Genomic DNA, 13653 nt, shown 5'->3' on the forward strand with positions numbered 1-13653 from the left:
TTTCTAACTTGATATGGGGAGGGGGTAGATTTCGTATGGAAAATATTTTGAATAATAGTGTCGGAACTGTAAAAGGAATAGGTAAAGCAACGACAGAGCAATTTGGAAAATTAGGGATTTTGACGATCGAAGACTTGCTGTATACATTCCCATACCGTCATGAAGATTTTCGTATGAAAGACTTGACTGAAACACCGCATGGCGAACGCGTTACTGTGGAAGGACGAATCGAGTCCGAACCAGCAGTTTTTTATTCTGGAAAGAACCGTTCAAGAATGCAGGTCCGTTTATTAGTCGGTCATCATTTGATAAAAGCTGTGTTTTTCAATCAGCATTATTTAAAGGATCGTCTACTTCCAGGGATGCAAATTAATGTAACTGGAGCATGGGACCGAGGACGTCAGGTGATTACGGTCAATCGTTTACATACTGGTGAGCAAACTGACTTCGAGCCGGTGTATAGTTTAAAAGGAATTATGCACCAAAAAACATTTAGGCGCTACATGCGAACTGTAATCGATCTAACAGCGCAATATGTAACAGAAACGTTGCCGCAAGAGATACTCAGTGCGTACAAATTACCTTCTATTTCACAAGCTTTAGAAATGGTCCATTTCCCGACTACGCCTGAAGACGTCAAGCATGCTCGTAGACGCTTTGTTTATGAAGAGCTATTACTATTTCAATTAAAGATTCAAGGCATGAAAAAATTACGTAAAGAGCAGGAAAAAGGACTTGTTATTCAATACGATCTAGATTTGCTGAAAAAGTTCATCAGTACGTTGCCATTTGAACTTACAAATGCACAAAAACGTGTAGTGAATGAATTATGTGCGGAACTGAAATCACCACTCCGAATGAATCGTTTACTGCAAGGAGATGTGGGCTCAGGTAAGACGGCTGTAGCAGCTATAGCCTTGTATGCAGCGGTTACGGCAGGTTTTCAAGGGGCATTGATGGCACCAACAGAAATTTTGGCTGAGCAGCATGCCGAATTATTGGCCAATTGGTTCGAACCTTTCGGTGTTACTGTCGCTTTTCTAGCTGGATCTACTAAAGCGAAAGCGAGAAAAGAGTTGCTGGAACGTTTGGAGGTTGGAGAGATTGACTTGCTGATTGGAACGCACGCACTCATCCAACCTGAAGTGCAGTTTCATAAACTAGGCTTTGTTGTGACAGACGAGCAGCACCGTTTTGGCGTGCAACAACGTCGTGTCTTGCGTGATAAAGGTCTAAATCCTGATGTGCTATTCATGACAGCCACACCTATTCCTAGAACACTGGCAATTACGGTATTCGGTGAAATGGATGTGTCTATCTTAGATGAATTGCCGGCCGGTCGGAAAGAAATTGAAACACATTGGCTGAAAGAAGATTCCTTAATACCTGTGCTACAAAAGATGGAAAAAGAGTTGAGGGCAGGAAGACAAGCCTATGTCATTTGTCCTTTGATCGAGGAATCAGATAAATTGGATGTCCAAAATGCAGTTGAGGTACACGCGGAACTAAGTAATTATTTTGGTGGTCGCTATACGGTAGGCTTAATGCATGGTCGTTTGCCTTCGACTGAAAAGGAACAAGTCATGCGGGAGTTCAGTGAAGGACAGTTGAACATACTCGTTTCAACGACTGTTGTAGAAGTTGGCGTCAATGTGCCGAACGCAACCTTCATGCTAATTTACGATGCGACTAGATTCGGTCTTGCCCAGCTACATCAACTTAGAGGACGTGTAGGACGTGGTTCTGATCAATCATACTGTGTATTGCTTGCGAATCCATCTTCAGAAGAAGGCAAGATGCGTATGCAGTCGATGACGGAAACGAACGATGGATTTATTCTGGCTGAGAAGGATTTGGAGTTACGGGGTTCAGGCGATATTTTCGGCAAGAAACAAAGCGGGATGCCAGAATTTAAAATGGCTGATTTGGTCCATGATATTAAAGTGCTCACTATAGCACGTGATGATGCAGAACGTTTATTGAATTCGGATGCATTTTGGACAGGCGACGAGTATGCTACTTTACGCAAACGACTTGAGCAGTCAGGTGCACTCACTGATAAGAGGATAGATTGATAGCTGTGCAACTACTATATTCTATTCCTCTTGCAATCTGTTTTAGCTCTTTATATACTTAGTGTTAATACCAAGTGCTAATCTGGAGGGGTGTAGTAATTGAAAGTTCCTAAACATGAGAGGCAACAATTACTCGTAACGCTACTTGAAGAAGATCCATTTCTAACGGATGAGGACATTGCCCAGCATTTCTCCGTGAGTATCCAAACCGTCCGACTGGATCGAATGGAATGCCGTATTCCAGAGTTGAGAGAGCGGCTGAAATCGGTAGCGTCACAACAAATATTAGGTACAGTAAAATCCATGCAAACAGAAGAAATCTTTGGTGAAATTATCGATGTGGAATTAGATAATAAAGCACTTTCGATCTTTGACGTCACGGAAGCACATGTCTTCAAGAGAAATGGTATTGCGAGAGGACATCATTTATTTGCACAGGCGAATTCATTGGCTGTTGCGGTTTTGGATGATGATTTGGCTTTGACTGTCCGTTCTTCGCTTCATTTCCAAAAACCAGTGAGAGCAGGAGATCGTGTGGTATCTCGTGCCATAGTGCGTAAGGAAACCTTGAAAAATAAAAGTACGATCGTCGATGTTCTGTCAACTGTAGAGAGTGAGCCTGTTTTCTCAGGAGAGTTCCAGATGTATCGTACGACAAAAAAAGGCAGGTAATTACAGATGATTATTGCAGTAGACGCAATGGGTGGAGATAATGCCCCTGGAGAGATTGTCAAAGGAGTAATACAGAGCCTTCATGCATTTGATGACATCAAGATACATATATTTGGTGATGAGCAAAAAATGGCACCATTCCTCGAACCGCATCCACGCCTTCAAGTTGTGCACTGCTCGGAAATCATTGAACCGGATGATGAACCTGTGCGCGCAATTAGAAAGAAAAAAGATGCTTCCATGGTACGTATGGCGCAGGCGGTAAAAGATGGTGAGGCACAGGCGTGTGTGTCAGCGGGCAATACTGGTGCACTCATGTCAGCAGGACTCTTTATCGTGGGACGCTTGGATGGAATCCAAAGACCGGCACTGGCACCGACCTTACCTACGATTGATGGTAGTGGTTTTGTTTTGCTAGATGTAGGAGCGAATTCAGATAGTAAACCATCACAGCTAGCGCAGTTTGCGATTATGGGCAGCATCTATGCAGAAAAAGTGCGCGGTATTGAAAAACCCCGTGTTGGATTATTAAATATCGGCACAGAGGCTGGAAAAGGGAATGAGCTAACGAAACTTGCTTATGCCGAGTTGCAAGCTGCACCAGTCAACTTCATCGGTAACGTGGAATCACGTGACTTGTTAAATGGTGTGGCTGATGTCGTAGTCACGGATGGCTTTACAGGGAATATGGTGCTGAAAACGATTGAAGGAACTGCAATGAATGTGTTTTCCATGATTAAAGACGTATTTATGTCATCATTGAAAACCAAGCTTGCGGCAGGATTGGTTAAAGATGATCTCAAAGGATTAAAAAAGAAAATGGATTACTCGGAATACGGTGGAGCAGGATTGTTTGGTCTGAATCAACCCGTCATCAAAGCGCATGGTTCATCCAACGCCAATGCACTTTTCAATGCAGTTCGCCAAGCGAGAACCATGGTACAATACCAAGTATGTGAAAAGATTAAAGAAACAATCGGAGAGGAAGAGGAATCTTGAGTAAACTGGCATTTGTTTTCCCAGGACAAGGCTCTCAAGCCGTGGGGATGGGTAAAGAATTCATAGAGAAGAACGAGTCGTCTAAGCAATTCATGCAGAAAGCGGATGAAGCCCTTGGTTTCGAACTGAGTAAATTAATACTTGAAGGTCCACAAGACGAGTTGACGTTGACTTATAATGCGCAACCCGCTTTACTAACTGTGGGTGCGATGATCGCGGCACGTTTGGAACAAGAAGGCATTATACCTGATTATTCAGCAGGCCACAGTCTAGGTGAGTATACAGCGCTTGTTGAATCCAAGGTGCTTTCGTTCGAAGATGCAGTAGTCGCTGTGCATAAGCGTGGTCTATATATGAATGAAGCAGTACCTGCAGGCAAAGGTGCAATGGCTGCCATTCTTGGAATGGATCGTGAAGTCTTGGAATCGATTACGGCCAATATCACAGAGTCAGGACATCCAGTACAAGCAGCAAACTTAAACTGCCCTGGACAAATTGTTATTTCAGGTGCAAAAGTTGGCGTGGATAAAGCATGTACAGCTTTAAAAGAGGCTGGTGCAAAACGTGCATTGCCATTGAATGTCAGTGGACCATTCCACTCCATACTCATGGAACCAGCTGCCGAGGAATTACAAAAAACGCTTGAAGATATTGACATGAAGGATGCAGAAATTCCGGTTATTGCAAACGTTACTGCAGACGAAGTAACGAAGCAGGATGAAATAAAAAAATTATTGGTAGAGCAACTTTACTCTCCTGTACGTTGGGAAGAGTCTATTGAAAAACTACTTGAACTTGGGGTTACTCGTTTCGTAGAGTGTGGTCCAGGAAAAGTATTGAGCGGCTTGATCCGTAAAATAGATCGTACAGCTAAAGTGTACCCGGTTTATGATGAAGAAACGCTTGAGAAGTTGCTAGAAGAAGCGAAAGGGTGGTCATGATGGGAAGGTTTGATGGGAAAACAGCAGTTGTCACAGGAGCTTCTAGAGGGATTGGACGCACTGTTGCTTTACGCTTGGCTTCTGAAGGCGCAAAAGTAGTTGTCAATTATAGCGGTAGTCAAGACAAAGCAGAAACCGTAGCGGCAGAAATACGTTCGGCAGGTGGAGAAGCACTAGTCATTCAAGCAAACGTATCGGATGCTGATCAAGTGAAAGCTATGATGGACGAGACGATCAAACACTTTGGTAGTATTGATATCCTTGTCAATAATGCTGGCATTACGCGAGATAACTTATTAATGCGCATGAAGGAAGATGAGTGGGATGATGTGTTATCCATTAATCTAAAAGGCGTATTCTTATGTACTAAAGCTGTCACACGTCAAATGATGCGTCAGCGTTCAGGAAGAATCGTCAACCTCGCTTCTGTTGTAGGCGTTGTTGGAAATGTAGGACAAGCAAATTATGTGGCGGCAAAAGCAGGCGTCATTGGTTTGACCAAAACGACAGCAAGAGAATTGGCGGCACGTAATATTTTAGTGAATGCCGTAGCACCAGGATTCATCACAACAGATATGACAGATGAATTGGGCGATGACATGAAAGAACAACTATTGTCAACGATTCCTTTAGGTAAGCTTGGAAGTGCTGAAGATGTAGCGGGCACTGTCGCTTTCTTACTATCCGATGAGGCAAAATATATTACCGGTCAGACCATCAATGTAGATGGCGGTATGGTGATGTAATTGACCTACTTCTTTGAAAGCGCTATTTATGGTTGCGTAACAAGGGGACTAACCCCTATAATTCAATAGTAGCTAATGTGCCGACTTTGGCCTTGAGAGGAGGTGACTATGTTGTCAACAGTACTTGAGCGCGTAACAAAAGTAGTTGTCGACCGTCTAGGTGTCGATGAAAGCGAAGTAAAACCTGAAGCTTCTTTCCGTGAGGATCTTGGAGCTGATTCACTAGATGTAGTAGAACTTGTTATGGAATTTGAAGATGAGTTTGAAACTGAAATTTCTGATGATGATGCAGAGAAAATTGCAACTGTCGGAGATGCAGTAACGTACATTACAGCAAAAGTAGGCGAATGATCTTTTAGGTGAGACACTTTCTTCCTTTCATCTGAAAAGAAGAAAGCGTCTCTTTTCGCTTTAAAGCGCATATATAAAATTAATAGATGAGAGGCAGAGTAGTTTATGAAAAATAAAAGAACATCGAAAGATCAAGCATCCCATCCTACATTGCCACAAGCTGTACGCGAAAAATTCACCATGCTACAGCAAGAACTAGGCGTTCAATTTGAAGATGAGAATCTATTGTACAATGCATTTACCCACTCATCCTATGTCAATGAACACCGTCGCAAGAAGTTTTCCGATAATGAACGATTGGAATTCCTTGGAGATGCTGTTTTGGAGCTTGGAGTATCAAAGTTTTTATTCCGCACAGAACCTGCAAAAAGCGAAGGGGAACTTACGAAACTTCGTGCAGCGATTGTATGTGAGCCATCACTTGTTAAGTTTTCGAATGAATTAAACTTCGGTGATTATATTCTTCTTGGCAAGGGGGAAGAATTGACTGGCGGAAGAATGCGTCCAGCATTACTTGCGGATGTATTTGAAGCATATATCGGTGCGCTCTACTTGGATCAGAGCATGGAAGTCGTTGAAGAGTTTCTAAAACGAATCATTTTTCCGAAAATTAGTATCGGAGCTTTTTCGCATGTGACAGATTATAAAAGTCGCCTGCAAGAGTTAGTGCAGCAAAAAAATAACGGACCTCTTCAGTACGAAGTCATAGAAGAAAAAGGTCCTGCACATGCGAAAAAGTTTGTTACCGTAGTCAATCTCAATGATCAACAACTTGGAAAAGGAATAGGTAAATCCAAGAAAGAAGCGGAACAGGAAGCTGCCCGTCGTGCGATTGAACATTTATCGATGCAGACAAACGAAGGGGAGAACTAATCGTGTTTTTGAAAAGGCTGGAAATTGCAGGCTTTAAATCTTTTGCGGAAAAAATCCATATAGATTTTGTGCCAGGGGTAACGGCCATCGTTGGACCTAACGGAAGCGGGAAAAGTAATATTATCGATGCAATTCGTTGGGTACTTGGTGAACAGTCTGCAAAATCATTGCGCGGAAGTAAAATGGAAGATGTCATTTTTGCAGGCAGCGATTCGCGAAGGGCGGTAAATTTTGCAGAAGTCACCCTTATTTTAGATAATGCACAAAACTTATTCCCGCTCGATTACACCGAAATCAATGTAACTAGAAGGGTTTTTCGATCTGGTGACAGTGCGTATTTATTAAACGGACAGACTTGTAGGTTAAAAGATATCACGACGCTGTTTATGGATTCAGGATTAGGCAAAGAAGCCTTTTCTATTATTTCACAAGGTCGTGTAGACGAGATCTTGAACAGTCGTGCAGATGAGAGACGCAATGTTTTCGATGAAGCGGCGGGTGTATTGAAATACAAAACCCATAAACTTCAGGCTGAACATAAACTATTTGAGACGACCGATAATTTGGATCGTGTACTGGATATATTAAAGGAAATCGATGATCGACTTGTGCCGCTAGAAAAAGAAGCGGTTTTGGCACGTAAATCTTCTGATTTGCGTTCGACTCTTCGTGAGGCTGACGTTCAATTGCTTCATCATGACGCGTCTGCATTACAACAGCAGATTTCCGAAAAAACGGTAGTTGTGAAAAGTGATGAAGCAGAACGGCAAAAGTTTTCGGTTCAACTTGCACAAAGTGAAGAGGAACTAGATCACGATAAACAAGTTCTTCAGAAAATAGAGTTTCAACTGGATGAATTTCAAAGCGAATTGATTAATAAAACAGCAGAAGCGGAGAAGTGGGATGGTAGAAGATTATTGTCCCTAGAAAAGACCCGCAATACAGAGCAACAAGTAAAACGAATTAAGTCAGAGTTACAAATTGCTGAACAAACGCAACATATAGCAAAAGAAAAACTGAGTTCCATGCAGAATAAACAGAAAGTGATTCGAAATGAACTTGAAGAAGTGACGAAAGAAAGTAAACAAGTCATGGCTCTGTTGAACAGTTCACTAAAAGAAACAGAACAACAAATTGAACAGTTGAAATCTAATTATATTGAGCGGCTCAATGAAGAAGCTACTGTGCGAAATGAAATTAAGCATGTAGAAGAACGGCTACAAGGTGAAAAGTCCTCTACAGAAAAGATTACGGTTCAGACAGCCCTGCTTTCCGAGAGAAAACAACAACTCACCAAAGAACAACAGGAGAAGATCAAGCAAAAAGAGGCTGTTCAGCAACAGTTGGACGATTTGGAGAAGTCAGCGAGAACCTGTCAGCAACAATTGTCAGAGGAAGAGCAACGTTTATCGACTCAACAGCAATTTCTTCAAAAAGCATTACGCAAACAGTCTGAAATGCAAGGAAGACTGCGCGCCCTAGAAAGTCTTGAAAAAGATTTTTCGGGGTTCTATTCAGGTGTCAAAGAAGTACTTCATGCAAAGCAGAAACAACGTATACAGGGAATCGAAGGCGCTGTAGTTGAACTTATCACAACGGAACCGGCTTATACAAAGGCAATTGAAACAGCTCTTGGCGCTGCCATGCAGCATATCATTACTACGACTGAGCGTGATGCCAGACAGGCTATCGGATACTTGAAATCAAGAAATTTCGGTCGCGCTACGTTTCTTCCATTGGATATCTTGAAACCGCGTGAATTGCCAATGAATAGCAGACAAGTACTCACTCAACAACAAGGTTTCATCGGTACAGCGTTTGAACTTATTCAAACCTCTATGGAATATGAGTCGGTCGCTAAAAATTTATTAGGCCAAACGATCATTGCTAGTGATTTACAAGCCGCGTCAGGTTTAGCAAAAATAATTGGACACCGCTATCGGATCGTCACGCTTGATGGGGATATTATCAATGCAGGGGGCTCATTGACAGGTGGTGGTGCAAAAGGCCAATCCACGCTATTTTCCCGAAAGGCAGAGCTGGAGACGCTTTCCAATCAATTGCATCAAATGGATGAATCTATTCAGCAAGCTACTGCCCAAACGTCTGAAACTCGCAATCAGGTCGGTAATAGTCTACATTTACGTGATCAATTACGTGTAAAGCTAGAAGATGTGCAACAGAAAAAGTCCTCAATTCATTCGTCTATTCAGGAAACTGAAATGGAAATGCGTTCTGTAGAAATGGAAATATCTACAATTGAAGTTGGACGTACTGATACCGTCTCTGCTGAAAAACAATTAACGACCAAAAAACAAGATTTGCAAACTCGTCATAAAGCATTAAAAAATGAACTGCAACAGATGCTAGAAAAATTGGAGAGTTTGGAAAGACTAGTAGAGAACAGACGGGAAGAACAGCAGTCCTTGCAAACGAGATTACATGATTTGCAACAAAAAAGTGCTGTATTGAAAGAACAAGATGCCTATCATTCAACGGGTATGTTGGAGACCGTCACGCAATTAGAGGAAATGGAACTGACAATCAGCCGACTGCAAGAAGAACAGCAATACGTGCAAGAGTTTGTAATTGGTAAAGAATTAACACCGAAGGAAATCGAAAAACAAAGTCATCAAGCAACTGAAGCGAAACAAAAATTGCTGAAAACGATAGAGGTAGAAAAAACTAAACGTCTTCAGCAAGCTAAACGTGTTCAGGAGCACGAACAGCATATGAAACAAGTTAGGCAACAAGTGGACTCTATTTCTGAGCGCTTGAATACGGTGAAGATCCAGTTGTCCAGATTAGATACGCAATATGAAACAGTCAAAGATCGCCTAGAAGAAGAATATGGTTTAAGACCAAACGAGTTGCAGATTGAGTCGTCGGACATTCCATTACTTCGCAAAACGGTAGAAGATTGTAAGCAACAACTTGCAAAGATCGGGCCTGTCAATCCCAATGCGATTCAGGAATTCGAGGAAGTATCAGAGCGCCATGAATTTTTACAGTCACAGCGTAATGATTTGGTCGAAGCGAAAAATACGCTGCAAGAGGCAATGGCAGAAATGGATCAAGAAATGAAAAGTCGCTTCGAAACAACATTTGAATCGATCCGAAGTCATTTCCGGCGTGTGTTTAAAGACATGTTTGGTGGCGGAGAAGCGGACCTAGTCTTAACAGATCCTACTAACTTACTGACAACAGGAATTGATATCGTAGCACGACCTCCAGGGAAGAAATTACAGAACTTACGCCTATTATCTGGTGGGGAACGCGCGCTCACTGTGATTTCCTTGCTGTTTTCCATATTAGAAGTCCGTCCTGTGCCATTCTGTATTCTAGATGAAGTGGAAGCAGCGCTGGATGAAGCGAACGTAGTGCGGTATAGTAATTATTTGAAGAAAGTCTCGGAGCAAACCCAGTTCATTGTAATTACGCATCGAAAAGGTACGATGGAAGGCGCTGACGTCCTCTATGGCATCACGATGCAGGAATCAGGCGTCTCCAAATTACTTTCCGTGAAATTGTCTGAAGTAGCAGAAGAAATCAGTAGCTAAGGAGTGAAGGAATGTCTTTCTTTAAGAAAATAAAAGATAAGATTTCAGGTACAAACGAAGCAGTAACGGAGAAGTTTAAAGATGGTCTGACAAAGACTCGAGATTCATTTACATCGAAAGTGAATGATTTAGTATTCCGATTCCGTGTGGTTGATGAAGAATTCTTTGAAGAGCTCGAAGAAGTATTGCTTCAAGCGGATGTTGGATTTGAAACAGTTATGGAATTAATTGATTTACTGAAAGAAGAAGTACAGCGTAAGAACATTAAAGATACAACTGGTATGCAGTCACTGATTTCTGAAAAACTTGTAGAAATCTACAATTCAGGTGAAGAAGTTTCCAATGATTTGAATTTGGAAGAAGGTCGACTGAATGTAATTTTGATGGTTGGAGTGAACGGTGTCGGTAAAACGACAACGATCGGTAAAATGGCCTCACGGTTGAAAAAGGAAGGCAAAACGGTCATGCTCGCTGCTGGGGATACGTTCCGCGCAGGGGCGATAGAACAGCTTGTCGTCTGGGGAGAGCGAACGGGTGTAGAGGTCGTTCGCCAGGCTGAAGGTTCAGATCCAGCTGCAGTTATTTTTGATGCAGTTAAAGCAGCAAAGAAGCGCAATGTCGATGTTCTTATTTGTGATACCGCAGGTCGCTTACAAAATAAAGTGAACTTGATGAATGAATTGGAAAAAGTCCATCGTATCATTGGTCGTGAAATTGAAGGTGCTCCTCATGAAGTATTATTAGCATTGGATGCGACGACTGGACAAAATGCATTGATTCAAGCCCAGACATTTAACGAAGTAACGAATGTCACAGGTATTGTATTGACAAAACTAGATGGCACGGCAAAAGGCGGTATCGTGTTAGCGATCCGTAATAAGCTGGACATACCAGTGAAATTTGTCGGTCTTGGTGAAGGTATTGATGATTTACAACCCTTCGATCCAGAGAAATATGTCTATGGATTATTTGCGGATGGATTGGAAATGGAAGAATCTAAAGAAGATGAAGAGGAAATTAAAGAAGACAAGTAAATATACTTGACAGTAGTGTGTATGCAAGATAATATATAATGGTGACTGAAGGAGGTCGTGATCATGCTTGAAAAAACGACAAGAGTGAACTTCCTCTTTGATTTTTATCAATCATTATTAACTGACAAACAACGTTTATATATGCAATTATATTATTTAGATGATCTTTCTCTCGGTGAAATCGCAGAGCAGTACGGCGTATCGAGACAGGCTGTGTATGACAATGTCAAGCGGACTGAGGCTATGCTCGAGGATTACGAGAAGAAACTCAATCTGTTCGAAAAGCATGAAGGTCGTCTGGAAACCGTAGAGAAGCTAGAGGAAATGGTTCCTACTGTAAATCCAGATCGCTTCATGGAGTTGCTACATACCTTAAAGGATTTTGAATAGGGGGGATTGTCTATGGCATTTGAAGGTCTAGCCGAACGCCTGCAAGGAACGATGAATAAAATCACAGGCAAAGGTAAAATCAACGAAGCTGACGTAAAAGAAATGATGCGTGAAGTTCGTTTTGCGCTAATTGAAGCAGACGTCAACTTGAAAGTCGTTAAACAGTTTGTCAAGACGGTCAGCGAACGCTCAGTGGGACAGGACGTTATGAAGAGTTTGACACCTGGCCAGCAAGTTGTAAAAATTGTTAAAGATGAATTGACGAATCTGATGGGCGGAGAACAAAATCCCATCCAGTTCGCACGTAAATCACCTACCGTTATCATGATGGTGGGGTTGCAAGGTGCCGGTAAAACCACAACGACCGGTAAGTTGGCCACGGTTTTACGCAAAAAGCATAATAAAAAACCTTTGCTTGTTGCAGCGGACATTTATCGGCCGGCAGCGATCCAACAACTTGAAACATTAGGCAAGCAAATCACAGTTCCTGTATTCTCTATGGGAACGGACCAGTCACCTGTTGAAATTGCACGTAAAGCAATGGAAGAGGCGGAACGTGAGCATAATGACGTGGTAATTATTGATACTGCGGGTCGACTTCATGTAGATGAAGCGTTAATGCAGGAATTGAAAGATATTCGTGAGTTAACGAATCCAGATGAAGTGTTCCTTGTAGTGGATGCGATGACAGGTCAAGATGCAGTCAATGTCGCGAAAAATTTCGACGATACAATTGGAATCACTGGTGTCATCCTGACAAAACTTGATGGAGATACACGTGGTGGTGCTGCTTTATCAATTCGTACTGTCACTGAAAAACCAATTAAGTTTGTCGGTATGGGTGAGAAGATGGACGCGCTTGAGCCATTTCATCCAGAGCGTATGGCATCAAGAATCCTTGGCATGGGCGATGTCATGTCGTTGATTGAAAAAGCACAAGAAAATGTGGATGAAGATAAAGCGAAAGAGCTTGAGCAGAAGTTGCGTACGCAAAGCTTCACGCTCGATGATTTTCTTGATCAGATGCAACAAGTGAAAAAAATGGGGCCACTCGACGAAATTTTAAAAATGATGCCGGGTGCAAATAAAATCAAAGGCCTCGATAATGCCAAAGTGGATGAGAGTCAGATGGGTCGCGTAGAAGCGGTCATTTATTCCATGACACTTGCTGAACGGGAAAACCCGGAAATTATCAACGCGAGCCGTAAAAAAAGAATTGCTGTAGGATCTGGAACTTCCACTCAGGAAGTGAACCGTTTGCTAAAGCAGTTTGAAGAAATGAAAAAAATGGTTAAGCAAATGACCAATATGCAACAAAAAGGTAAGAAGAAGGGTAAAATGCCTGGTTTTGATGCGTTTTTTAAATAAAATAGAGGGTGTTAAGAAAAAAACCTTTACAAACAAATAAAACCTTGGTAATATACTATCTTGTGTGAAACTATTCGGAGGTGTAGATAATAATGGCAGTTAAAATTCGTCTAAAACGTATGGGAGCTAAGAGATCTCCTTTTTATCGTATTGTAGTAGCTGATGCACGTGCACCACGTGACGGCCGTCAAATCGATCAGGTTGGTACATACAACCCACTTACAAAACCAGCAACAGTTAAGATCGATGAAGAATTGGCTTTGAAATGGCTTCAAGATGGCGCTAAACCATCTGATACAGTTCGTAACTTGTTCTCAGAACAAGGTATCATGGAAAAATTCCATAACGCTAAATACAGCAAGTAATTTGGAGGGGTGGACATGAAGCAGCTGATTGAAACAATTGTAAAACCGTTAGTCGATTACCCAGATGACGTGAAAGTGGTATCTGAAGAACAATCTCAACGAGTCGTTTATCAGTTATCAGTGAATGCGGAAGACATGGGTAAAGTGATCGGGAAGCAAGGTCGTGTGGCAAAAGCGATCCGTACGATTGTTTACTCAGCAGCAGGCAGCCACCACGGCAAAAAAGTGTATTTGGATATCTTGGATTGATCCAAAAGGAAGGAGCCCCGGTTCCTTCCT

Annotated in this window: 13 protein-coding genes; all 13 read left to right on the plus strand. The window is 42.0% G+C overall.

Annotation, left to right across the window (positions count from 1 at the left end; genetic code table 11):
• Positions 1 to 35: 35 nt before the first annotated feature.
• The 13 genes from recG to SporoP32a_RS14910 all read left to right on the plus strand — a co-directional run bounded on the left by recG (position 36) and on the right by SporoP32a_RS14910 (position 13623).
• The gene (gene recG / locus SporoP32a_RS14850; RefSeq protein WP_085428609.1) at positions 36 to 2075 is read left to right on the plus strand and encodes an ATP-dependent DNA helicase RecG; all 2040 of its coding nucleotides are present in this window, start codon (positions 36 to 38) and stop codon (positions 2073 to 2075) included.
• A gap of 99 nt (positions 2076 to 2174) precedes the next feature.
• Positions 2175 to 2747 carry a transcription factor FapR gene (gene fapR, locus SporoP32a_RS14855; protein WP_085428610.1) on the plus strand — a complete coding sequence of 191 codons (573 nt, stop codon included), beginning with the start codon at positions 2175 to 2177 and terminating at the stop codon, positions 2745 to 2747.
• 6 nt (positions 2748 to 2753) lie between these two features.
• Positions 2754 to 3746, plus strand: coding sequence for a phosphate acyltransferase PlsX (plsX, locus tag SporoP32a_RS14860; protein WP_085428611.1), 993 nt, complete (start codon positions 2754 to 2756; stop codon positions 3744 to 3746).
• Positions 3743 to 4687, plus strand: a complete 945-nt coding sequence (fabD, locus tag SporoP32a_RS14865) for an ACP S-malonyltransferase (protein WP_085428612.1) — start codon at positions 3743 to 3745, stop codon at positions 4685 to 4687. The genes plsX and fabD overlap by 4 nt, the downstream gene beginning before the upstream one ends.
• The gene (gene fabG, locus SporoP32a_RS14870; RefSeq protein ID WP_085428613.1) at positions 4687 to 5433 is read left to right on the plus strand and encodes a 3-oxoacyl-[acyl-carrier-protein] reductase; all 747 of its coding nucleotides are present in this window, start codon (positions 4687 to 4689) and stop codon (positions 5431 to 5433) included. Before fabD ends, fabG begins: the two co-directional genes overlap by 1 nt.
• A gap of 111 nt (positions 5434 to 5544) precedes the next feature.
• Positions 5545 to 5784, plus strand: coding sequence for an acyl carrier protein (locus SporoP32a_RS14875; protein WP_085133672.1), 240 nt, complete (start codon positions 5545 to 5547; stop codon positions 5782 to 5784).
• Between the two features lie 105 nt (positions 5785 to 5889).
• The gene (gene rnc, locus SporoP32a_RS14880) at positions 5890 to 6657 is read left to right on the plus strand and encodes a ribonuclease III (RefSeq protein ID WP_085428614.1); all 768 of its coding nucleotides are present in this window, start codon (positions 5890 to 5892) and stop codon (positions 6655 to 6657) included.
• Between the two features lie 2 nt (positions 6658 to 6659).
• The gene (gene smc, locus SporoP32a_RS14885; RefSeq protein WP_198166182.1) at positions 6660 to 10217 is read left to right on the plus strand and encodes a chromosome segregation protein SMC; all 3558 of its coding nucleotides are present in this window, start codon (positions 6660 to 6662) and stop codon (positions 10215 to 10217) included.
• Positions 10218 to 10228: 11 nt separating this feature from the next.
• A complete protein-coding gene (gene ftsY / locus SporoP32a_RS14890; RefSeq protein ID WP_085428616.1) occupies positions 10229 to 11251 on the plus strand; it encodes a signal recognition particle-docking protein FtsY in 1023 nt (340 codons plus the stop codon).
• Positions 11252 to 11314: 63 nt separating this feature from the next.
• Positions 11315 to 11641, plus strand: coding sequence for a putative DNA-binding protein (locus SporoP32a_RS14895; RefSeq protein ID WP_085428617.1), 327 nt, complete (start codon positions 11315 to 11317; stop codon positions 11639 to 11641).
• A gap of 12 nt (positions 11642 to 11653) precedes the next feature.
• A complete protein-coding gene (ffh, locus tag SporoP32a_RS14900) occupies positions 11654 to 13009 on the plus strand; it encodes a signal recognition particle protein (RefSeq protein WP_085428618.1) in 1356 nt (451 codons plus the stop codon).
• Positions 13010 to 13101: 92 nt separating this feature from the next.
• Positions 13102 to 13374 carry a 30S ribosomal protein S16 gene (rpsP, locus tag SporoP32a_RS14905; RefSeq protein ID WP_085428619.1) on the plus strand — a complete coding sequence of 91 codons (273 nt, stop codon included), beginning with the start codon at positions 13102 to 13104 and terminating at the stop codon, positions 13372 to 13374.
• Positions 13375 to 13389: 15 nt separating this feature from the next.
• Positions 13390 to 13623 carry a KH domain-containing protein gene (locus SporoP32a_RS14910; protein WP_081244337.1) on the plus strand — a complete coding sequence of 78 codons (234 nt, stop codon included), beginning with the start codon at positions 13390 to 13392 and terminating at the stop codon, positions 13621 to 13623.
• Positions 13624 to 13653: the final 30 nt, after the last annotated feature.

It is taken from the genome of Sporosarcina ureae (genome assembly GCF_002109325.1).
In the GTDB taxonomy this organism is placed as follows: Bacteria; Bacillota; Bacilli; order Bacillales_A; family Planococcaceae; genus Sporosarcina; species Sporosarcina ureae_C.

Coding starts and splice junctions, on each gene's coding strand:
- recG (WP_085428609.1), top strand. CDS start 36: ATGGAAAATATTTTGAATAATAGTGTCGGAACTGTAAAAGGAATAGGT.
- plsX (WP_085428611.1), top strand. CDS start 2,754: ATGATTATTGCAGTAGACGCAATGGGTGGAGATAATGCCCCTGGAGAG.
- fabG (WP_085428613.1), top strand. CDS start 4,687: ATGGGAAGGTTTGATGGGAAAACAGCAGTTGTCACAGGAGCTTCTAGA.
- rnc (WP_085428614.1), top strand. CDS start 5,890: ATGAAAAATAAAAGAACATCGAAAGATCAAGCATCCCATCCTACATTG.
- ftsY (WP_085428616.1), top strand. CDS start 10,229: ATGTCTTTCTTTAAGAAAATAAAAGATAAGATTTCAGGTACAAACGAA.
- SporoP32a_RS14895 (WP_085428617.1), top strand. CDS start 11,315: ATGCTTGAAAAAACGACAAGAGTGAACTTCCTCTTTGATTTTTATCAA.
- ffh (WP_085428618.1), top strand. CDS start 11,654: ATGGCATTTGAAGGTCTAGCCGAACGCCTGCAAGGAACGATGAATAAA.
- rpsP (WP_085428619.1), top strand. CDS start 13,102: ATGGCAGTTAAAATTCGTCTAAAACGTATGGGAGCTAAGAGATCTCCT.
- SporoP32a_RS14910 (WP_081244337.1), top strand. CDS start 13,390: ATGAAGCAGCTGATTGAAACAATTGTAAAACCGTTAGTCGATTACCCA.